The sequence below is a fragment of the Comamonas kerstersii genome, from assembly GCF_002056725.1.
Classification (GTDB): domain Bacteria; phylum Pseudomonadota; class Gammaproteobacteria; order Burkholderiales; family Burkholderiaceae_C; genus Comamonas; species Comamonas kerstersii.
On sequence record NZ_CP020121.1, the window covers coordinates 2,071,952 to 2,092,335 of the forward strand.

The 20,384-nt window shown below is 61.2% G+C and carries 17 protein-coding genes; 12 read left to right on the plus strand and 5 right to left on the minus strand.

Features of this window, described 5'->3' with window-relative positions:
• Positions 1 to 25: 25 nt before the first annotated feature.
• Complete coding sequence (puuE, locus tag B5M06_RS09695; protein ID WP_054066121.1) at positions 26 to 985, minus strand: allantoinase PuuE; 960 nt, start codon at positions 983 to 985, stop codon at positions 26 to 28.
• 17 nt (positions 986 to 1,002) lie between these two features.
• Entirely contained in the window at positions 1,003 to 1,680 is a 678-nt protein-coding gene (locus tag B5M06_RS09700) for a GntR family transcriptional regulator (protein WP_054066120.1), read from the minus strand.
• Between the two features lie 94 nt (positions 1,681 to 1,774).
• On the opposite strand from B5M06_RS09700, the gene uraH reads away from it, so the two are divergent.
• Positions 1,775 to 2,125: a hydroxyisourate hydrolase gene (gene uraH / locus B5M06_RS09705; protein ID WP_054066119.1), complete on the plus strand. Its 351-nt coding sequence runs from the start codon at positions 1,775 to 1,777 to the stop codon at positions 2,123 to 2,125.
• Between the two features lie 123 nt (positions 2,126 to 2,248).
• Here the strand turns inward: uraH and B5M06_RS09710 are convergent, their stop codons facing one another.
• Entirely contained in the window at positions 2,249 to 2,749 is a 501-nt protein-coding gene (locus B5M06_RS09710; RefSeq protein ID WP_054066118.1) for a hypothetical protein, read from the minus strand.
• Between the two features lie 82 nt (positions 2,750 to 2,831).
• Between B5M06_RS09710 and xdhC the strand changes: the two genes are divergently transcribed.
• From xdhC to B5M06_RS09730, 4 genes are all read left to right on the plus strand, one after another.
• Positions 2,832 to 3,662 (plus strand): xanthine dehydrogenase accessory protein XdhC, encoded by an 831-nt coding sequence (gene xdhC, locus B5M06_RS09715; RefSeq protein WP_054066117.1) that lies wholly within the window; start codon positions 2,832 to 2,834, stop codon positions 3,660 to 3,662.
• A gap of 218 nt (positions 3,663 to 3,880) precedes the next feature.
• The gene (locus tag B5M06_RS09720; RefSeq protein WP_054066116.1) at positions 3,881 to 5,146 is read left to right on the plus strand and encodes a urate hydroxylase PuuD; all 1,266 of its coding nucleotides are present in this window, start codon (positions 3,881 to 3,883) and stop codon (positions 5,144 to 5,146) included.
• Positions 5,147 to 5,342: 196 nt separating this feature from the next.
• Positions 5,343 to 5,966 (plus strand): Crp/Fnr family transcriptional regulator, encoded by a 624-nt coding sequence (locus tag B5M06_RS09725; protein WP_054066139.1) that lies wholly within the window; start codon positions 5,343 to 5,345, stop codon positions 5,964 to 5,966.
• Positions 5,967 to 6,103: 137 nt separating this feature from the next.
• On the plus strand, positions 6,104 to 8,095 hold the full coding sequence (locus B5M06_RS09730; RefSeq protein WP_080025213.1) for a sensor domain-containing diguanylate cyclase: 1,992 nt from the start codon (positions 6,104 to 6,106) through the stop codon (positions 8,093 to 8,095).
• On the opposite strand, the gene xdhB is transcribed toward B5M06_RS09730, so the two are convergent.
• Positions 8,092 to 10,413 carry a xanthine dehydrogenase molybdopterin binding subunit gene (xdhB, locus tag B5M06_RS09735; protein ID WP_080025214.1) on the minus strand — a complete coding sequence of 774 codons (2,322 nt, stop codon included), beginning with the start codon at positions 10,411 to 10,413 and terminating at the stop codon, positions 8,092 to 8,094. The genes B5M06_RS09730 and xdhB overlap by 4 nt on opposite strands.
• Positions 10,410 to 11,915: a xanthine dehydrogenase small subunit gene (gene xdhA / locus B5M06_RS09740; protein WP_054066112.1), complete on the minus strand. Its 1,506-nt coding sequence runs from the start codon at positions 11,913 to 11,915 to the stop codon at positions 10,410 to 10,412. The genes xdhB and xdhA overlap by 4 nt, the downstream gene beginning before the upstream one ends.
• A gap of 244 nt (positions 11,916 to 12,159) precedes the next feature.
• Between xdhA and B5M06_RS09745 the strand changes: the two genes are divergently transcribed.
• The 7 genes from B5M06_RS09745 (at position 12,160) to B5M06_RS09775 (ending at position 20,347) form a co-directional block, all read left to right on the plus strand.
• Positions 12,160 to 12,954, plus strand: coding sequence for a hypothetical protein (locus B5M06_RS09745; RefSeq protein WP_054066111.1), 795 nt, complete (start codon positions 12,160 to 12,162; stop codon positions 12,952 to 12,954).
• A gap of 75 nt (positions 12,955 to 13,029) precedes the next feature.
• A complete protein-coding gene (locus B5M06_RS09750) occupies positions 13,030 to 13,953 on the plus strand; it encodes a LysR family transcriptional regulator (protein WP_054066110.1) in 924 nt (307 codons plus the stop codon).
• Positions 13,954 to 14,037: 84 nt separating this feature from the next.
• Positions 14,038 to 15,624: an ABC transporter ATP-binding protein gene (locus B5M06_RS09755; protein ID WP_054066109.1), complete on the plus strand. Its 1,587-nt coding sequence runs from the start codon at positions 14,038 to 14,040 to the stop codon at positions 15,622 to 15,624.
• On the plus strand, positions 15,617 to 16,699 hold the full coding sequence (locus B5M06_RS09760) for an ABC transporter permease (RefSeq protein ID WP_054066108.1): 1,083 nt from the start codon (positions 15,617 to 15,619) through the stop codon (positions 16,697 to 16,699). Before B5M06_RS09755 ends, B5M06_RS09760 begins: the two co-directional genes overlap by 8 nt.
• The gene (locus B5M06_RS09765) at positions 16,699 to 17,619 is read left to right on the plus strand and encodes an ABC transporter permease (RefSeq protein ID WP_054066107.1); all 921 of its coding nucleotides are present in this window, start codon (positions 16,699 to 16,701) and stop codon (positions 17,617 to 17,619) included. The genes B5M06_RS09760 and B5M06_RS09765 overlap by 1 nt, the downstream gene beginning before the upstream one ends.
• 102 nt (positions 17,620 to 17,721) lie before the next feature.
• Complete coding sequence (locus tag B5M06_RS09770) at positions 17,722 to 18,879, plus strand: BMP family ABC transporter substrate-binding protein (RefSeq protein ID WP_054066106.1); 1,158 nt, start codon at positions 17,722 to 17,724, stop codon at positions 18,877 to 18,879.
• Between the two features lie 319 nt (positions 18,880 to 19,198).
• A complete protein-coding gene (locus tag B5M06_RS09775) occupies positions 19,199 to 20,347 on the plus strand; it encodes a BMP family ABC transporter substrate-binding protein (protein ID WP_054066105.1) in 1,149 nt (382 codons plus the stop codon).
• The last annotated feature ends 37 nt before the right edge of the window (positions 20,348 to 20,384 follow it).

Genomic DNA, 20,384 nt, shown 5'->3' on the forward strand with positions numbered 1-20,384 from the left:
GGTAAGCGCTAGCAGCCAATTTCATTCACAGAGCTGGTGCGGGAAAGCGCTGTGCCCAGTGGCGAGCAATGTCGATGCGGCGTGCCACCCAGACCTGGTCGTGCTGCTGGATGTAGTCCAGAAAGCGCTGCAGCGCCGTGATGCGGCCGGGGCGGCCCAGCAGGCGGCAGTGCATGCCAATGCTCATCATCTTGGGGGCGTTGTCGCCGTCTTCTGCGCCTTCGGCATACAGGGCGTCGAACGTGTCCTTCATGTACTGGAAGAACGGGTCGGCGTGCGAGTAGCCCTGGGGCAGCGCAAAGCGCATGTCGTTCACATCCAGCGTATAGGGCACGATGAGTTGCTGGTGCTGGCTGCCGTCGGTCTTGCGCACAGTCATCCAGAAAGGCAGATCGTCACCGTAGTAGTCGCTGTCGTAGGTAAAGCGGCCGTTGTCGGCCACAAGACGGTGGGTGTTGGGGCTGTCGCGGCCGGTGTACCAGCCCAGGCCATGGTCACCGTCATGGCCGTACAGCTCACCAAAAATCTCCATGCACTGCGCCATGTGGGCGCGTTCCACTTCTTCTGGCACGCCCTGGTAGTGGATCCATTTCAGGCCATGGCAGGCCACTTCGTGGCCCAGTTCATGGAAGGCCTGCGCCACTTCGCGGTGCTTTTGCAGGGCCGTGGCCACGCCAAATACGGTCAGCGGCAGGCCACGCTTTTCAAACTCACGCAGGATGCGCCACACGCCGGCGCGGCTGCCGTATTCGTAAATGCCTTCCATGCTCATGTGGCGCTCAGGGTAGGCGGCCGGGTTGAACATTTCAGACAGGAACTGCTCGCTGGCCGCATCGCCATGCAGCACGCAGTTTTCGCCACCTTCTTCGTAGTTCAGCACAAACTGCACGGCAATACGCGCCTTGCCGGGCCACTGGGGATGGGGCGTGTGGCGGCCATAGCCAATCAGGTCACGGGGGTAGGGAGCGCAGGCGTTATAGGTCATGGTGAGGCATCAGACTTTCAGAGGGTGACGCTGGACAGCGCCATCGACAAATCATTGGTGGGCAGTTCACGGTCAAAGGTCAGGCCTTCTTCCACGTGCTGCAGGTGGTCCTGCATCAGGCGTACGGCCAGTTCTTCATCTTTGGCCGCCAGGGCAGCGACGATGGCTTCGTGCTCTTCGTGCGAGTGTTCGGCGGCGCTGGTGCTCTGGTACATCAGCGTAATCAGCGCGCAGCGCGAGATCAGATCACCCAGCAGCTGGGCCAGCACGGTGTTGCCCATCTGCTCGGCCATGACGACGTGAAAGTCGCCCAGCAGCTCGGTGCGCTGGCCGACGTCATTGCGCTCCATGGCTTTTTTCTCGGCGCTGATGTGGGCCTTCAGCGCCTTGATCTGTCGGGGCGTGACCTGGCGCACAAAGGCGCGGGTCATTTCAGTCTCCAGCATGCGGCGCACGGCAAAGACCTGGCGTGCCTCGTCCGCAGAAGGCGTAGCCACAAAAGCGCCGCGTGCAGGGGCCAGCGTGACCAGGCGGTTTTGCGACAGCTGGAACAAAGCTTGCCTGACCAGGGTGCGCGAAACGCCAAAGTGGTCTGCGAGCTTTTGCTCCGCCAGCTTGGTGCCGGGCAGCAACTTGTGCTCGACGATGGCGCGAGTCAGGGCTTCGGCAATGGCACTGGTGGAGGAGGTTTCCATAGGGATCATCATAGATGCGTTTGAGCAAAAATTGTATACACTTTTGGTGAACAAGCGGTTGCGAGGCAGCTGCAGCACATTAAGGAGAAACCCCATGGGCTTGAGTACCCACGTTCTGGACACCATGCACGGCTGCCCTGCAGCAGGCATGGAAGTAAAGCTCTATGCCACCGATGGTGAGCAGGCCACGCTCCTCAAGAGCTTGACGCTGAACCACGATGGCCGCACGGATGCGCCACTGTTTGACAACCACAGCCTCAAGACGGGCACGTACCGCCTGTCATTCAATGTCGCAGGCTACTTCAAAGCAAAAGGCGTGCAACTTCCCGAACCCAATTTCCTGAGCATCGTTCACCTGGATTTCGGTGTGGCCCATGCAGACCAGCACTACCACGTGCCGCTGCTGGTCAGCCCCTGGAGCTACTCTACCTACCGCGGCTCCTGAATCGCCATGCAATAGAAAAAAGAGCAGCTTGCGCTTGTCACTGCTTGGTTTTATGGTGTTTTTTACCTTAAACCCAAGCAGATCAAGCGCAAGATGCTCTCTTATTTGTATCTTCGAAAAGGCTTAGTCGCTGAAGTCGAGCTGGCCTTCGGTCAAGGTGTCGAGCTGAAACTGCCCCGACTTGTGCCACAGCCAGGTGTCGGTATAGGTCACATAGCCCAGCTGCGTGGCGACCGGAAATGGTGCAGCGGCACGCACCATTTGTTCAATCTCTCTGACCACTTCTGGTGCATGGCTGGGTTTGCGCATCCAGTTAAAGCTACGCACTTCGCCCTTGCGGCCCAGATTGACTTCCAGCGTACCCACGGCATACAGCAGTGGTGGCAGTTTGCCCTGGTAGATGTGCTGGGGGTAGCGCTCGTACAGGTGGCCCGCGGCATCCTTGCGGTAGGCGCGTGGCGAGCTGGCGGCAGAGGTCTTGCCTGGTACTGCAGGGCGGCCATCGGGCGTGCGGGGCCGGATGCCGCAGGCAGCCAGCACGGCTGCCATTGCGGTGGCAAGACCACCCCACAGCCAGTGGCGCTTGGTGTTGGTGGACGAAGATGGCGTGTGCTTGTCGGTCATGGTGCAAGCTTATCCTGATCTCAGGAGCCACAGAAGTGGCAAGACTTGTGCTTGCGAAATTGCTGTTTCAGAAGGCTGGTTCATGGTGGAAAACGATTGGGAGGCGCTGCGAGCCTGGGTAGTGCAGGGCCAGGTCTGTCTGGTGGAAGTAGCGGCCGTGCAGGGCTCTGCGCCCCGTGCCTGTGGGGCATGGATGGCGGTGTCTGCCCAGGGCGTGATGGGCACGATTGGTGGCGGCCATCTGGAGTGGGAGGCTACGCGTCTGGCGCAGCAGTGGCTGGCCCAAGGTTTGCAGGGTGTGCCACGCAGCCACCGGCTGGCGCTGGGCCCTTCGCTGGGCCAGTGCTGTGGTGGCGTGGTGGAGCTGCGCCTGAGCGCGGTGGATGCGGCGCAGCTGGATGCCACCCGCGAGCGCCTGCAGCCGCAGCGCATGCCCGTGGCGCTGTTTGGTGCCGGTCATGTGGGCCATGCCCTGGTGCACGCGCTGCAGCCGCTGCCGTTTAGCGTGCACTGGGTGGACAGCCGCGACGATATGTTTCCCGCCACAGCGCTGCCGCATGTCTGCTGCGAGCATTCCGAGCCTGTGCAGGACGCCGTGCGCGATCTGTCCGCGCAGTCGCTGGTGCTGGTCATGAGCTTCAGCCATGCCGAGGATCTGGACATCGTCTGCGCCTGCCTGCGCCGCCAGCGCGAGCGTGGAGATCTGCCCTTCATTGGCTTGATCGGCAGCGCCACCAAGTGGGCGGTGTTCCAGAAACGCCTGGCCGAGCGCGGCTTTGCGGAGTCAGAAATCGCGCAGATCACCTGCCCCATCGGGCTGCCCGGCATACCCGGCAAGGAGCCCGAGGTGATTGCCATTGCCGTTGCGGCACAGTTATTGCAGCTCAGAGCACAGCAGCTGGCAGTCAGCTGACAGGCAGTTGGTACTTGCCCTAGTCAGCACCAGATTGCTGATTTTTGGCGACAAAAATTGCATACACTTTTGTGCATATCGCCAGATAACAGGTCGCAGCGGTGCCCAGGATGGTTATTCAACCCAGGTGCGCGGCCTTATGTTTCTGCTCAGAGCGCCCGCAGTGGTGAGCAGGTTGATCTTTCTTGGCAGCCCCTGTGCTGCCGGAGTTGAGTGCTATGGAAAGCTATATCCTCGACTGGGCCAACCTGCTGTTGCGGTGGCTGCACGTCATTACCGCCATCGCCTGGGTGGGTTCCTCGTTCTACTTTGTCTTTCTGGACAGCAGCCTCACGCCGCCCAAGGACGAAGACCTGAAAAAACAAGGTGTCAGCGGCGAGCTGTGGGCCCTGCACGGCGGGGGCTTCTACCACCCCGTCAAATTTGCAGGCGCACCGCCCAAGTTGCCAGAGCACACGCACTGGTTCTACTGGGAAAGCTACACCACCTGGCTGTCCGGCTTTGCGCTGCTGACGGTGTCCTACCTGTGGAATGCCAATATCTATCTGGTCAATCCGGCGGACCCCATCATGTCCAGCAGCACCGCCATTGTGGTGGCGCTGGCTTTTCTGGTGGTGTTCTGGCTGCTGTACAACGGCATCTGCCGCATCTTTGGTGAAAAACAAGGTGGCGATGGCATCGTAGGTGCTCTGGTGCTGGTACTGGTGTGCATTGCTTCTTATCTGGCTTGCCATCTCTTCCCCGGGCAGGCGGCTTTCTTGCTGATAGGCGCCATGCTGGCGACCTCCATGAGTGCCAACGTGTTCTTCTGGATCATTCCCGGCCAGAAGAAAATGGTGGCCGCCATCAAGGCCGGTGAGCCCGTGGACCCCATCCACGGTCAGCGCGGCAAGCAGCGCAGCGTGCACAACACTTACTTCACACTGCCCGTGCTGTTTGCCATGCTGTCCAACCACTACGGCTGGCTGTACAACCATGACCTGAACTGGCTGGTGTTGATTCTGATGATGTTTGCTGGTGCAGCCATTCGCCAGTTCTTCGTCATGCGTCATGGCTACAAGCTGGGCCGTAACCCCCATCCCTGGAAGTACGCTGCTGTCGGTGTAGCGGTACTGCTGGGTGTGATGGTCTGGCTCAAGCCCGCTGCCCCTGTGGCAACACCTGCAACACCTGCAGCATCTGCAGTACCTGCAAATTCCGCAGGAACAGAAACGCAGGCCAGCACAGCGGTTGCAAGCGCTGGCAGCTATGAAAATGTGCGCATCATCATGCAGCAGCACTGTGTGGTCTGCCACAGCAGCGAGACGATTGCACAAAAGAATGTGAAGTTTGACTCGCCCGAAGAAGTCAAGAGCCATGCCCAGCAGATCTACCAGCAGGTGGTGCTGCTGCGCAAAATGCCGTTTGGCAATCCCGGCGCGCTCAGCGATACCGAGCGTGAAGCGATCAAGCAGTGGTTTGAAAATGGTGCTGCGCTGAACTGACAGTCCGGCATCCACACACGATGACACCCGCCGAGGGCTTGGCCCTGGCGGGTTTTTTGTTGTGGCAAGCCTGCATAAGCGGGGTGCATGCTCTCGCGCCAGCGCTCATGCTGTCTGGATGAGCGTGATGACGCCGAGAAAAATTTTTGACATGGCTCAACACCGGCAGCAGGGTGCTACGGCACAGTTGGCCGTCATGTTCCACATCCCATCTTTTGATCCATTGGCCAAGGCGGAAGTCATTCCCGCAGGGCAGGTGTTGCGCCAGCGTGGTGCACGGCCAGACTCTGTGCTGTATCTGGACAGTGGCTGTGTCGTGCTGGGTGTGCGTGAAGCCAACCAGCTGCGTCACCAGCTTGGCATGCTGGAAGGGCCAGCCTGGGTGGATGCAGCCTTTGTGCTGGCAGGCAAGGAGTTCAGCATAGACATGATCACGGACTCGCGGGTGCGGGTGCGGCGCATGTCGCTGCAGGCCTTTCGCGATAACCTCAAAACCTTGCCAGACACCGTGCTGGCACTGATGCAGGACATGGCCAACGGCTACTGCCAGCAGACCGAAACCGCCGTCAGCCGCCTGGCCCAGGATGCGGAAACCCGCTGTGCCCAGTGGCTGCTGCGCCATGCCAAGCAGGATGACAACGGCAGCCTGCGCGTCACGCTCAACCAGCGCAAGCGCACCATTGCCGCCCAGTTGGGCATTGCGCCAGAGACCTTCTCACGTGTGCTGCGCCATCTGCGCGAGCATGGGCTGATTGCAGGCAGCGGTAATGTGCTCAATCTGCCGCAGCCCAGCGCCCTGCAAAACGTGGCGCGTATCTAGCCACAGCACTTTCTGCACACCAAGAGGCCGCAAGGCCTCTTTGTCTTTGGTGTGCTTCCCGTGCAGCTGTCGGCGCATGTCTGGCAAGGTTTCCACCGATGTTGGTGTGCCGCTGCCCATGTCTATAGTGGAACGCGATGACAGCGCCTGCACCACCTTCTCCCGCCGTTCAGCTCGCGCTCTCTGTCAGGCAAGGGCAGAGGCGGGTGCTGTGCGTGCTGGTGGCACTGGCGCTGGCCGTGATGCTCTGGAGTGTCTACTGGCTCAGCCGTACTTTTGAAGCCCGTGCGCAGGAGCAGCTGCAGACGCAGCAGGCACTGGAGGCCGATCTGTGGGCGCGCATGCTGTCTGCGCGGCTGGAAGCTTCGCAGCGCCTTTTGAGCGCGATTGCACAGGGCATGCACACCAGCTTGCTGGATAAACCCGAGATTCTGGATGCCCTCATGCGTCAGGAAGGCTCAGTACTCAGCCTGTTTGAGAGCCTGCATGTGGCGCTGCCTTCTGGGGTAGTGAGCCAGCACAGCCTTGCCGCACAGAGTGCAGCGCTGGGGCCCGACGGACTCAGCGCATTGCGCCGCACCATGGCTGAGGGCAAGCCCACGGTGAGTGCAATGCCGTATCAGCAGGAGGAGCCCCAGTACCTGTATGTGCTGCTGACCGTGCCCATTCGGCAGGTAGACGGGCAGGTTTCTGCCGCGCTGGCGGCCATGGTCAAGTACCCGGTGGCTCTGCTGCTGCCCGATGTGCTGACGCAGCCTGAGGCATCGCAGTATTACCTGCTGGACCGCACTGGCGTAGTACTGGCACATGCAGACAGCACGCAGCGCGGAAGCAGCATTCAGCAGGCATGGCCTGATCGGCAGCTGGTGCAGCGTTTGCTGGAGCAGCCAGCCAGCCATCACGCTGAAAACCTGCAGACCGCAACGCAGCTGCTCACCCGTGTGGGCCTGCCGCTGCCCCAGTGGCAGGTGGTGCTGCTCAGTGATGCAGCACCCACGATGTCTGCATGGCGGCCGGGTTTGCCGTGGCAGAGCTGGCTGTGGTTGCTGGGCGGCACGCTGGGGCTGGCCGGGCTGAGCAGTTGGTGGTGGCGCCGCCAGTGCGCTGGCTGCAGCCATACGCAGCAGATGCTTGCTGGCAGTGTGCAGTCAGCGGCTGTGGAGCATGTGCCTGAAGCTGCGCTGGTGCAGCCGCCCAGAAAATCTGCACTGGATCAGGCCAGAGCTGCCTTGGGGGCCATGCCATGCGCATTGCTGCTGCACATGCAGGGCAAGGTGCTGCTGATGACCAGTCAGGCATCCGTTCTGCTGGGTTACTGCAAGCCTGAAGCGGAATCCATGACTTTGCAGCAGCTGGTGGTTCACCCCTCAAGCTGCACACAGGTGCAGCGTGCCTTGCAGGAGATGACGCGCTTTGAGGGGGTGGTCGCAATGCGCAAAAAAGATGGTGATGTGCTGCAGGTGCTGTTGTCTGCCTGGACTGCTGATGAGGATGCGCGCGCCTGTGTCTGGCAATTGCAGCTGCCGTGGCGACACAGACTGGCAGTGGTGATGCCGGATGCGGCACATGCAGCGCGCGATAGCTTGACAGGCCTGTCCGGGCGTGAAGCTTTTCTGTGGAATATGCAGTCCTGGGTGGTGGCATCCATGCCGGTGCATGCGGGCAATGGGCAGGCGCAGGAGCAGATGCCAGCGCAGGGCTGTGTGCTGTTTGCAGACCTGGACCATCTGGGCATGCTCAACGAATCCACCAGCCGTGACATGGGCAACCAGGTGCTGGCCCATGTGGCGCGTTTGCTGTCCAGCTATCTACAGCCGCTGGGCGATGTAGCCCGACTGGGGGGCGATGAGTTTGTGGTGCTGCTACCCGGGGTGAGCCTGGCCCATGCCCAGTGCATTGGGCAGGCACTGTGTGATGCCGTCTGGCAATGGCAGCCGAGCTGGCATGGTGAGCGCTACTGGATCAGCATCAGCGTGGGCGTGGTGGCTGTCGATGCACAGCGCCATGCGCCGGAAGAGGCGCTGCGCGCTGCCGACATGGCCTGCTATGAGGCCAAGCGGCGCGGCCGCTGCCAGGTGGCAGTGGGGCAGATTTCGGCGCAGTACCACTCCACGGCGGCAGATGATTAGCGCTGCAGCGCCTGCAGGATGTGCTCTGCAGTGGCAGGCGCCCGCAGCTGCACCACCCCATGCTTGCCTTGCTTGTCACGCGCGCAGCCAATGGCATGGCGCAGTGCCTCATACACGCTGATGGCTAGCATGAAAGGGGGCTCTCCCACGGCCTTGCTGCCTCCCACGTTGTCCTCAAAGTTGGGCTCCTCATACAGCGTCACCTTGAAGTGCGCAGGAATATCGCCTGTGGCCGGAATCTTGTAGGTGCTGGGGGCATGCGTGGTCAGCACGCACTTGTCGTTCCACACCAGCTGCTCGGTGGTTAGCCAGCCCATGCCCTGCACAAAGCCGCCCTCGACCTGGCCAATGTCAATCGCCGGGTTGATGCTCTTGCCTGCGTCGTACAGCACATCCACGGCCAGCACCCTGGCTTCGCCTGTGAGGGTGTCAATCGCCACTTCCGTACAGGCCATACCGTAGGCAAAGTAGTAAAACGGGCGGCCGGTAAGCGTGGTCTTGTCGTAGTGGATCTTGGGCGTGCGGTAAAAGCCATCGCTCCACAGCTGGATGCGGTTGGCATAGGCCTCCTTGACCACGGTGTTGAAGTCGCGTGCGCCCTTGGGGGTGTGTACCCTGCCACCCGAAAACGTCACTGCCCCCGCGCCACAGCCATCCAGCCCTGCCACAAAGGCCGCCAGATTCTGGCGCACGGTGCGCGCAGCGTATTGCGCTGCGCGGCCGTTCAGGTCGGTACCGCTGCTGGCAGCGGTGGCACTGGCATTGGGTACTTTGCTGGTGTCGCTGGCGGTGACTTGCACTTGGTGCAGCGGCACGCCCAGCTCATCGGCCACGATTTGCGCGACCTTGGTGTTCAAGCCCTGACCCATTTCCGTGCCACCGTGGTTCACCTGCACCGAGCCATCGGTGTAGACATGCACCAGTGCACCTGCCTGGTTGAACAGCGTGGCCGTAAAGCTGATGCCGAACTTCACCGGCGTAAGGGCAATGCCGCGCTGCAGGATGTCGTTGTTCGCATTCCAGGCCTCAATGGCCTGCAGGCGTTTCTGGTACTGCGCAGACTGCTCCAGTTTTTGCGTCATGGGGCGCAGAAGATTGTCTTCCACGCGCATCTGGTAGTGCGTGACTGCGCGTGGCGATGTGGCATCTGCATCGTAGTAATTGCGGCAGCGAACCTCCAGCGCGTCTAGCCCCAGCGTGCGTGCAATATCGCCCATGATGGCCTCAATCACGATCACGCCCTGCGGGCCGCCAAAGCCGCGAAAGGCCGTGTGGCTCTGGGTGTTGAGCTTGCAGCGGTACGAGGTAATGCTCACATCCGAGAGGAAATAGGCATTGTCCGCATGGAAGATGGCACGGTCGGCCACGGGGCCGGACAGGTCGGCGCTAAAGCCGCAGTGGGCGGCCATCTCCAGCTTCAGACCGGTGATGAGGCCCTGATCGTCAAAGCCCACATCCCACTGGTAATCAAAGGGGTGGCGCTTGCCGGTGACCATGAAATCATCATCACGGTCCAGGCGCAGCTTGATGGGGCAGCCAAACTTGCGCGCCGCAAGGGCTGACCACACGGCCAGGTGCCCGGCCTGGGTTTCCTTGCCGCCAAAGCCACCGCCCATGCGGCGGCACTGCACGGTGACGGCATGTGCACCAATGCCCAGTGCGTGGGCGACCCACTCCTGCACCTCGCCGGGGTGCTGGGTGCTGGAGTGCACGATCCACTGGTTCTGCTCGGCCGGAATCACATAGGCAATCTGGCCTTCCAGATAAAAGTGTTCCTGCCCCCCGACTTCCATGCTGCCTTGCAGGCGGTGGGTGGCGCGGGCCAGGCCTGCATCGGCATCGCCACGCTGCACATGCACGGGCGGCAGCACAAAGCTTTGCTGGGCAATGGCGGTACGTGTGTCGAGGATGGCGGGCAGCGGCGTGATGTCCAGCTGCACCTTGCGCGCGGCGCGGCGTGCGCCCATCACGCTGTCGGCCACGACCAGGCCAATCACCTGGCCTACATGCCAGACCTTGTCCAGCGCAAAAATGGGTTCGTCATGCCCAAAGGCGGCGAGTATGGGGTCACCCGGGATGTCGGCCGCCAGCACCACGCCGCGCACGCCGGGCATGTTCAGCGCTGCGCTGGCGTCCACACCATGCAGCGTGCCGTGCGCGACGGTGGAAAGAATGGGCGCTGCATACAGCGTGCCTTGCAGCTCGGGCAGATCGTCCAGATAGGGCGCTGCGCCCATGACCTGTGCAACGGCACTTTCGTGGATATTGGATTGGCCCACCACACCGGTGGCCGCTACGGGGGCAATGGGCGCGCTCATGCCTGCACCTCCAAGGAAATATCGTCCAAAGTCACACCGGTTTTGCCTTGGCTCTCCAGCCAGAAGCGCTGCATCAGGCTGCCCAGCACATGCTTGCGGTAATCGCTGCTGGCGCGCATATCAGAGATGGGGCTGAACTCGGCTTGCAAAGCCGCTGCTGCAGCTTGCACGGTGGCTGCATTCCATGGCTGGCCGCGCAGGGCAGCTTCGGTCTGTGTGGCGCGTGCAGGGGTAGCGGCTACGCCACCTGCGCCTATGCTGGCGGCTGTCACCATGCCGTTTTCCACATGCACGTTGATCACCAGGCAGACGGCGGAAATGTCATCGTCCTGGCGCTTGCTGATCTTGTAGGCACGCAGGTATTGGGTGGCGCTGCCCGGCTGGGGCAGGGGAATGTCGATGCGCGTGACCAGCTCGTCCTTGGCCATGACGTTCTGGCGGTAGCCGGTATACAAAGCTTCCAGCGGCAGGCTGCGCTCGCCGTGGATGCTGGCCAGAACGACCTTTGCATTCAGTGCCATCAGCAGGGGCATGGAGTCGCCAATCGGCGAGCCATTGGCCACATTGCCACCCAGCGTGCCGCTGTTGCGCACGGGCAGGCCGGCAAAGCGGGCAGCGAACTTGTGCAGCTGCGGCCACTGCGCCTTGAGCGCGGCAAAGGCCTCTTCCAGCGTGACAGCTGCTCCAATGCGCAGCTGGCCGTCTGCATGCTCGATGCATTTGAGTTCCTGGGCAGCGGTGACGTCCAGCACCATGTCAAAGCGTCGGTGGTGTTTCGTGACCCACAGACCTACATCTGTGCAGCCAGCCACGATCTGTGCCTGCGGGTGATCTGCACGAAGTTGTAGCAGCTCGCGCAGGCTGGATGGGCGTTTGTAATTAGTTTCTGCCGCAAGTGCTGAATTTTCCTGCGCTAGCAGCTCTAGTTTTTGTAGAACTGCAGGTGCATTGACGGTTGCCGGGGGCAGGCTGGCCATGTGCTGTGCCGCATCCAGAATCGGGCGGTAGCCCGTGCAGCGGCACAGGTTGCCGGACAGTGCCTCCTGCATGCCCTGGCGGTCCAGCTGGCTGCCACGGTCGTGGTTCTGGTAGATGCCAAACATGCTCATCACAAAACCCGGGGTGCAAAAGCCACACTGCGTGCCGTGGCACTGCACCAGCGCTTCCTGCACGGGGTGCAGCTGCTTGCCAGCGGGGCGGTGGATGTCAGGGTCCTGGCTCAGGTCTTCCACCGTCCACAGCGCCATGCCGTCAATGGAATGGGCCAGACGGATGCAGCTGTTGATGGCCTTGTAGTGCAGCTGGGGCTGGCCCTGGCTGTCGGTCACGCGCTCGCCCAGCACCACGGTGCAGGCACCGCAGTCGCCTTCGCCGCAGCCTTCCTTGGTGCCGGTACAGCGCAAATCTTCGCGCAGCACCTCCAGCAGGGTGCGGTCAGGGGGAATGTTGTGCAGCGTCACCGGCTGGCCGCGACGCAGAAATCGGATGGGGCGAGAAGACATAGTCGTGCGTTTTGGCGGTGTTTTATGCATTAAGCCATCCGAAGTTTGGGATGACATATAGACTTCCATATGCAGTTCATGTGTTTAAAGCAATAAAGCTGTCGTCGGTGTAGGCGTCAGTCGCGTTGCTGCGATCTGTGACAAGTGCTGTCAAGCAATTTCTGTGCAGGGCCGTTTCCATGGGAAACGGCCTTGTGGTTGTTAAACTCACTGCCCCATTTCTTTCTGGACTTTTTGCCGCACCATGAGCTTTTCCAACTTCTTGCGTCGCGCCAAAAGTTCTCTCAAGTTCTGGTCAGCAACAGCGCCATCTGCATCCGAAGTTCCCGAATTTCGCATTGACGAAGTTTCCGAGCGGATTGCCAAGCTCCAGGCTCCACAAGCCAAAGAGCCGCAGCAGTTCCACTCCTTGGTCAAGCTGGCTCCCATTCCCGTGCCGCGTGAGGTGCGCTGGGAGAGCCAGGCGATTTATCTGGGAGCATGGGCAGGGACTGCCGCACTGGCTTGGGGGAGCTTTTATGTGCCCACAGACTGGCTGCTGTGGTATGGCGTGGCGTCCGTGGTGATCTTTGCGGTGCTGTTTCGCATCGAAGGCCCGCGCACACGTGCCGAGCGTCTGCAGCGCGAGGCCGAGGTGCAGCGCTGCCACGAAGCCTATCTGCAGGCCGAAGCCCATCTGCGGGCCGTGCTCAGCGAAGGCTTCAACGAGCGGATGGAAGAGTTCAACAGCCTGCGCACGGAATATGACCAGCTGTGCCGTGCCATGGGGACCACCGACCCCGGCAAGAGCAGCAAGCTGCTGGCCGCGCTGGCCAACCCTCTGCGGACGGGAAAGACCGAAGAGGAAGAGCTGATGGAGCAGATGTCGCAGATGGAACGCAAGATGCTGCAACTGGTGGATGAGCTGGAGGACTACTCCGACATCCACAAAGAAGCGATTGATGCTGCCATCATGGCGCGCCACAACGCGCGTCTGGCGTACTGGCAGGCCAAGCTGGACGAAGCAGCCCTGACCGGGGAAGCCGTGCAGCAGCATTGATCTCCGAACAATCCCTGCCCTTGAGGACATGTTGCCTTGGCATACTGGGTCGCAATCGCGACCCTTATTTCTTTCATGCGAGAAACCACGCCTTTCGAAAAAATCGATCTGCACCTGATACGCGTGCTGCACACGGTGATTGCCGAGCGCAGCGTATCGCGTGCAGCCGTGCGTCTGGGCATGCACCAGCCCGCGGTTTCTACGGCGCTCAAGCGCCTGCGTGAACTCTCGGGTGACCCCATTCTGGTGCGATCGGGCAGCGGCATGCAGCCCACGGATGCTGCGCTGCGCATGCTTGAGCCCTCCGCCGACATCCTGCGCGCGGCCGAAAACCTGTTTACCGAAGCGCGTGCCTTTGATCCGCGCAGTGCCGAACGCACCTTCCGCATTGCGGCCAGTGACTATCTGGACCCGCTGTTCCCGCCCAAGCTGGTGGCCTATCTGAAAAAGCACGCGCCGCTGTGTGCCGTGGAAATCATGGCGCTCAGCCATGACGTGGACTACAGCGGCCAGCTGGCACAGGGTGAAGTCGATGTGGTGATTGGCAACTGGCCCCAGCCACCGGCCGAGCTGCGCATGGCCCAGCTGTTTGCTGATGACACCGTGTGCCTGGTCAGCCAGAACCACCCCGCCGTGCGCCGGGGCTGGACGGCCGAGGACTGGCTGCAGGCCGAACACATCGCTCCCATGCCCACACACCCCGGCGCCAAGGGCGTGATTGATGATGCGCTGCATGCCCAGGGGCTGCGCCGCCACATTGCGGTGCGCTGTGCCCATTTTGGACTGATGCCGCAGATGGTGGCCTCAAGCTTGCTAGTGCTGACCACCGGCCGCCAGTTCTGCGAGCGCTATGCCGCACAGCTGCCGCTGGCGATTCTGGAGCCGCCCGTTCCTTTGCCACAGATGCGTTACTACCAGCTGTGGCATGACCGTACGCACCATTCAAGTGCCGCAACCTGGTTGCGTGATGCGGTGAGACATATCGCCATGAAGCTATGAAAACTGTAGCTTCAGGCGCTCGTGAAACCTGCGGCAACGCAGGTTTTGCATCCAAACTTTCATTGAATTGAGAAAATCTCGCGCATGAACACCCCTCAACCAACCCCCATGCCCGGTGAAGCGCCACCGCGATTGCAGCTGGTGGACATTACCAAGCGGTATCCCGCCGTCGTGGCCAACGACAAGGTGTCGCTGACCGTGCAGCCTGGCGAGGTACATGCCCTGCTGGGCGAAAACGGTGCTGGCAAGTCCACGCTGATGAAAATCATCTACGGCACCGTCAAGCCCGATGAAGGCCAGGTGCTGTTCAATGGCAAGCCCGTGCACATCCGCAACCCGCAGGAAGCACGTGCCCTGGGCATTGCCATGGTGTTCCAGCACTTCAGCCTGTTTGACACGCTGACCGTGGCGGAAAACGTCTGGCTGGGGTTGGACAAGAGCATGTCGCTGGCAGAGGTGACACGCCGCATCGAGGAAAAGGGCTCCGAGTACGGCATGGACATTGATCCCAGCCGTCCGGTACACACCCTGTCCGTGGGCGAAATGCAGCGCGTGGAAATCATCCGTGCGCTGCTGACCGACCCCAAAGTGCTGATTCTGGATGAGCCCACGTCCGTGCTGACACCGCAGGCGGTCGAGAAGCTGTTTGTGGTGCTGAACAAGCTGGCCTCTGAAGGCTGCTCCATCATCTATATCAGCCACAAGCTGCACGAAATCCGCGAGCTGTGCACGGCCTGTACGGTGCTGCGTGGCGGCAAGGTGACGGGTTACTGCAACCCCCGTGAAGAGTCGAACGCCTCGCTGTCGCGCCTGATGATTGGTGCCGAGCCACCTGCACTGCAGTACCGCGATGTGAAGACGGGTGACACCGTGCTCAAGGTCAACGGTCTGACGCTCAAGAAGCAGGACCAGTTTGGCGTAGACCTGATGGACATGCAGTTTGAAGTGCGTGCCGGTGAGGTGGTCGGTATTGCCGGTGTATCCGGCAACGGCCAGCAGGAACTGCTGTATGTGCTCTCGGGGGAAGACACCCGTGCCGAAGCCGACATGATTCATGTGGCAGGCAAGCCTGCCGGTCGCCTGAACCCCAGTCAGCGCCGTGCGCTGGGTCTGCACTTCGTGCCCGAGGAACGCCTGGGCCGTGGTGCCGTGCCCACCATGGGGCTGGCGCACAACATGCTGCTCACACGCGATGACGCCGTGGGCAAGGGCGGTTGGCTGAATATCAAAAAGCTGGAAGCCCATGCGGCTGACATCATCCGCCGCTTTGGCGTGAAGGCGGGCGGCCCTCATGCTGCCGCCAAGTCGCTGTCTGGCGGCAATCTGCAGAAGTTCATCGTGGGCCGGGAAATTGATGCCAAGCCCAGGCTGCTCATCGTTTCGCAACCCACATGGGGTGTGGACGTGGGCGCTGCTGCACAGATTCGCGGCGAAATTCTGGCACTGCGTGATGCGGGCTGCGCCGTGCTGGTGCTCAGCGAAGAACTGGACGAATTGTTTGAAATCAGCGACCGACTGCACGTGGTGGCCAAGGGGCAGCTCAGCCCCTCGCTGCCACGCAAAGAGGCGACGCTGCAACTGGTGGGTGAGTGGATGAGTGGTTTGTGGAACGCCGACGTGCAGCAGCACCTGGCCAAGGTGGAACAAAGCGGAGGTGCCCAGCATGTTTAAGCTTGAACCGCGCCCACAGGGCTCCAAATTCTGGACCTATGGTGCCCCCATTCTGGCTCTGCTGATCACGGTGGCCGTGGGCATGTGTCTGTTCGTCATGCTGGGCAAGGACCCAGTGCGTGGCCTGCAGGCCTTCTTCTGGGAACCCATCAAGACCAGCTACGCCCTGGGTGAGCTGGTGATGAAGGCCACGCCGCTGCTGCTGATCGCGCTGGGCCTGTCCGTGTGTTTCCGCTCCAACATCTGGAACATTGGTGCCGAAGGCCAGTTTGTGATTGGTGCCGTCACGGCCGGTGGTGTGGCGCTGCTGGCAGACCAGAACACAGGCCCCTGGATTGTTCCTGCCATCTTGCTCGCCGGTGTGCTGGGCGGCATGTTCTGGGCGGGCATCGTGGCCTTTCTGCGTGACAAGTTCAACGCGAATGAGATTCTGGTCAGCCTGATGCTGGTCTATATCGGCACGCTGGTGCTGGGCTATCTGGTCTACGGTCCCTGGAAGGACCCCATGGGCTACAACTTCCCCCAGTCCAAGACCTTTGAGTCTGTCACGCAGATTCCCAAGCTGATTGCAGGTACCCGCGTTCACATCGGCACGCTGCTGGCACTGCTGGGTGTGGTGGCACTGTGGATCTTCCTGTTCCGCACCAAGGCAGGCTTTGCACAGCAGGTGGGTGGCATTGCCCCCGCTGCGGCACGCTATGCAGGTTTCTCTTCGCGCCGCGCGCTGTGGACGGCACTGCTGATCTCCGGTGGCGCCGCCGGTCTGGCAGGTGCGCTGGAAGTGGCGGGCCCCATTGGTCAGCTGACCCCTTATGTTCCCGCAGGCTACGGCTTTGCGGCCATCATCGTTGCCTTTGTGGGGCGTCTGCACCCCGTGGGCATGATCTTCTCGGCCATTTTGATGAGCATGTTCTATATCGGCGGTGAACTGGCGCAGTCGCGCCTGGGCCTGCCCAAGTCTCTGACTGGCGTGTTCCAGGGTCTGCTGCTGTTTACGCTGCTGGCCTGTGACACCCTGATCGCGTACCGCGTGCGCTGGATTGCAGGCAAGCCTGCCGTGAAGGGAGCAAAGTAATGGATGCATACGCATTGCTCTTTGCCTCGACCCTGAGTGCAGGTACGGTGCTGGCGCTGGCTGCGCTGGGGCTGCTGATCAATGAACGCGCAGGTGTCATCAACCTGGGTGCTGAAGGCATGATGCTGTGCGCTGCGCTGGCGGGCTTTGCCGCCACCGTACACACAGGCAGCACCTGGATCGGCTTTCTGGCGGGCATGGGGGCCGGTGCGCTGCTGGCCGCCATCTTTGGCGTGCTGGTGATCTGGCTCAACACCAACCAGTCGGCCACGGGCCTGGCGCTGAGTCTGTTTGGCGCAGGTTTCTCGGCCTTTGCGGGGCTGAACTATGTGCAGGCCAAGCTGCCTGAGTCGCCCAAGTACGACATTCCTTTCCTCGCAGATCTGCCCGTGGTGGGCCCTGCGCTGTTCCGTCTGCACCCGCTGGTGTACGGCACCATCATCATTGCTGTGCTGCTGGTGTACTTCCTGTACCGCACACGCGCGGGCTTGATTCTGCGCTCCGTGGGTGAGTCGCCGGAATCCGCCCACGCCCTGGGCTACAACGTGCGCATGATTCGCCTGGGGGCCGTCATGGCCGGTGGTGCGCTGTGCGGTCTGGCCGGTGCCTATGTGTCTACCGTCTACACCCCGCTGTGGGTGGAAGGCATGGTCGCTGGCCGTGGCTGGATTGCGCTGGCGCTGACCACGTTTGCAACGTGGAGGCCCGCACGCATTTTGCTGGGTGCCTACCTGTTTGGCGGCGTTACCATGCTGCAGTTTCACCTGCAGGCAACGGGCGTGCACATTGCCAGCCAGTTGCTCAGCATGTTGCCCTATGTGGCGACCATCGTGGTGCTGGTGCTGATTTCTCGCAATCCCGCGTGGATTCGCGCCAATATGCCGGCATCCTTAGGAAAGCCTTTTTATCCAGGCTCGTAAGAGCCATGACCCAAGAAGCAGCTACCCTGTCGCCGTGGGGTAGCGAAGCGCAAGGCGAGCCAAGGTGGCACGCCTTTTTTTTACCCTGTCGAGGAACTACGCATGTCCAAACTGCATAAACGCACTGTGCTGAAGATGGTCGCTTTGTCGGCCATCTCGATCGCTACTTTGTCCGCCTGTGGCAAGAAAGAAGAAGCTGCCCCTGCGCCTGCAGCCGTCCCAGCCGCTGAAGCACCAGCCGCTGCAGATCCCCTGAAGATTGGTTTTGTGTATGTGAGCCCCATCGGTGATGGCGGCTGGACCTACCAGCACGATCTGGGCCGCAAGGCGGTGCAGGACAAGTTTGGCGATAAGGTGGAAACCACATTCGTGGAGAGCGTGGCCGAGGGCCCCGATGCAGAGCGTGTGATGCGCGATCTGGCCGCCCAGGGCAACAAGCTGCTGTTTGCTACCAGCTTCGGCTATCAGGAGTTTGTGCAAAAGGCTGCGGCTGACCTGCCTGAGGTGAATTTCCAGCACGCTACGGGCTACAAGCAGGCACCTAACAGCGCGACCTACGACACCAAGACCTTCGAAGGTGCCTACCTGGCCGGTATCGTGGCAGGCGGCATGACCAAGACCAAGACCATTGGTGTCGTGGCTTCCGTGCCAATCCCTGAAGTGGTGCGCAACATCAACTCCTTTGTGCTGGGTGCGCAAAGCGTGGACCCTGACATCAAGGCCAAGGTGGTCTGGGTGAACGAATGGTTCAGCCCACCCAAGGAAGCTGAAGCTGCCACCAGCCTGATCAACGGCGGCGTGGACGTGCTCTATCAGAACACCAATTCGCCTGCGGTGATGAAGACGGCCGAAGAGCGCGGTGTGTATGCCTTTGGCAAGGATGGCGACATGAGCGCCTTCGGCCCCAAGGCACACCTGGGCTCGGCCGTGATCGACTGGTCACCTTACTACATCAAGGTGACCGAGGACGCACTGAACGGCAAGGTGGAGAACGGCCAGAACTTCTGGTGGGGCGTGAAGGAAGGCGCGATTGATCTGGTCAAGATCAGCGAAGAAGTGCCTCAGGAAATCAAGGACAAGGTTGCCCAGGTGCGCCAGGGCCTGAAGGACGGCACCTTCCAGATCTGGAAGGGCCCCATCAAGGACAACAAGGGCAATGAACTGCTGGCCGACGGTCAGGTGGCTGATCTGCCTTTCATCACCAGCATCAAGTTCTATGTGGATGGCGTTGAAGGCAACGTGCCAGGCACTGGTAACTAATTACGCATGACCACCTGCAGGCGCATGACGCGCCTGCACGTCAGTCAAAGGCCTCTGACCACCGGAGGCCTTTTTGCTGCATGCGATCTGGTGTATACACGCGGTGCTTGCGCAGCCCGTACCGCGTGCAGCCGGATGGCCCCGGGGTCATCTCCACCGATAGTTTTTGTGGCAGCAGCGCCTGACGATGCCAGCTTGATGTTTCGGATCTCCAAAGTGTGCAACCATTGATGTAAGCGGTTGCTGCGATCCGGCACAAACTGGCGCGGGTATTGCTGCAGTGGTTTGCTTTTCCCTGATTCCCTTTAAAGGAAGAACTATGACCGATCTGAACAAACGTTCCATGTTCAAACTGGCTGCCATCTCGGCGCTGACCGTAACGGCTCTGGCTGCTTGCGGCAAAAAAGATGAACCCGCACCTGCGCCTGCCGCAGCACCTGTGGCGGATGCGCCTGCTGCTGCAGAGCCGCTGAAGGTGGCCTTTGCCTACGTGGGCCCTGTGGGTGACGGCGGCTGGTCGTTTGCGCACGACACCGCACGCAAGAAGATCCAGGACGAGTTTGGCGACAAGATCGTCACCACCTATGTGGAAGGCGTGCCTGCAGGCCCTGACGCCGAGCGCGTGCTGCGTGACCTGGCCTCTCAGGGTAACAAGCTGATCTTCGGCACCACCTTTGGCTATATGGACACCATCCAGAAGATCGCTCCCGACTTCAAGGATGTGAAGTTCGAGCACGCCACAGGCTACAAGAACGGTGACAACGTGCGTACCTATGACGCACGTACTTACGAAGGTGCCTACCTGGCCGGTATCCTGGCGGGCGGCATGACCAAGTCCAACGTGCTGGGCGTGGTCGGCTCGGTGCCCATTCCTGAAGTGCTGCGCAACATCAACTCCTTCACGCTGGGTGCTCAGTCCGTGAACCCCGATGTGAAGACCAAGGTAGTGTGGGTGAACGACTGGTTCAGCCCCCCCAAGGAAACCGAAGCAGCAACCAGCCTGATCAATGGCGGCGCTGACGTGCTGTTCCAGAACACAGACTCCCCCGCCGTGCTCAAGACTGCGGAAGAAAAGGGCATTCGCGCCTTTGGCTGGGACTCTGACATGACTGCCTACGGTCCCAAGGCCCACCTGGGCTCGGCCATCATCGACTGGCAGCCTTACTACTCCAAGGCTGTGAACGATGTGCTCAACGGCACATGGACAGCCGGTGGCAGCTGGCTGGGTGTGAAGGACGGCGCGATTGACCTGGTTTCCGTGGCAGAAGACATTCCTGCTGATCTGAAGGCCAAGATGGAAGAGGCCAAGGCTGGCCTGAAGAATGGCACGCTGCAGATCTGGAAGGGCCCCCTCAAGACCAATGACGGCAAGGATGCCCTGGCCGAAGGTGCTGTGGCGGACGACGCTTTCCTGACCGGTATCGACTTCTACATCGAAGGTGTGGAAGGCAAGGTGCCCGGCAAGTAAGCCCTGCTGCTATCCTAGGCTGCCTGCGGGCAGCCTT

Bases quoted from the DNA above. Each gene is read 5' to 3' on its own strand.
- puuE (WP_054066121.1), bottom strand. From the start codon at position 985: ATGACCTATAACGCCTGCGCTCCCTACCCCCGTGACCTGATTGGCTAT.
- B5M06_RS09700 (WP_054066120.1), bottom strand. From the start codon at position 1,680: ATGGAAACCTCCTCCACCAGTGCCATTGCCGAAGCCCTGACTCGCGCC.
- uraH (WP_054066119.1), top strand. From the start codon at position 1,775: ATGGGCTTGAGTACCCACGTTCTGGACACCATGCACGGCTGCCCTGCA.
- B5M06_RS09710 (WP_054066118.1), bottom strand. From the start codon at position 2,749: ATGACCGACAAGCACACGCCATCTTCGTCCACCAACACCAAGCGCCAC.
- xdhC (WP_054066117.1), top strand. From the start codon at position 2,832: ATGGTGGAAAACGATTGGGAGGCGCTGCGAGCCTGGGTAGTGCAGGGC.
- B5M06_RS09720 (WP_054066116.1), top strand. From the start codon at position 3,881: ATGGAAAGCTATATCCTCGACTGGGCCAACCTGCTGTTGCGGTGGCTG.
- B5M06_RS09725 (WP_054066139.1), top strand. From the start codon at position 5,343: ATGTTCCACATCCCATCTTTTGATCCATTGGCCAAGGCGGAAGTCATT.
- B5M06_RS09730 (WP_080025213.1), top strand. From the start codon at position 6,104: ATGACAGCGCCTGCACCACCTTCTCCCGCCGTTCAGCTCGCGCTCTCT.
- xdhB (WP_080025214.1), bottom strand. From the start codon at position 10,413: ATGAGCGCGCCCATTGCCCCCGTAGCGGCCACCGGTGTGGTGGGCCAA.
- xdhA (WP_054066112.1), bottom strand. From the start codon at position 11,915: ATGTCTTCTCGCCCCATCCGATTTCTGCGTCGCGGCCAGCCGGTGACG.
- B5M06_RS09745 (WP_054066111.1), top strand. From the start codon at position 12,160: ATGAGCTTTTCCAACTTCTTGCGTCGCGCCAAAAGTTCTCTCAAGTTC.
- B5M06_RS09750 (WP_054066110.1), top strand. From the start codon at position 13,030: ATGCGAGAAACCACGCCTTTCGAAAAAATCGATCTGCACCTGATACGC.
- B5M06_RS09755 (WP_054066109.1), top strand. From the start codon at position 14,038: ATGAACACCCCTCAACCAACCCCCATGCCCGGTGAAGCGCCACCGCGA.
- B5M06_RS09760 (WP_054066108.1), top strand. From the start codon at position 15,617: ATGTTTAAGCTTGAACCGCGCCCACAGGGCTCCAAATTCTGGACCTAT.
- B5M06_RS09765 (WP_054066107.1), top strand. From the start codon at position 16,699: ATGGATGCATACGCATTGCTCTTTGCCTCGACCCTGAGTGCAGGTACG.
- B5M06_RS09770 (WP_054066106.1), top strand. From the start codon at position 17,722: ATGTCCAAACTGCATAAACGCACTGTGCTGAAGATGGTCGCTTTGTCG.
- B5M06_RS09775 (WP_054066105.1), top strand. From the start codon at position 19,199: ATGACCGATCTGAACAAACGTTCCATGTTCAAACTGGCTGCCATCTCG.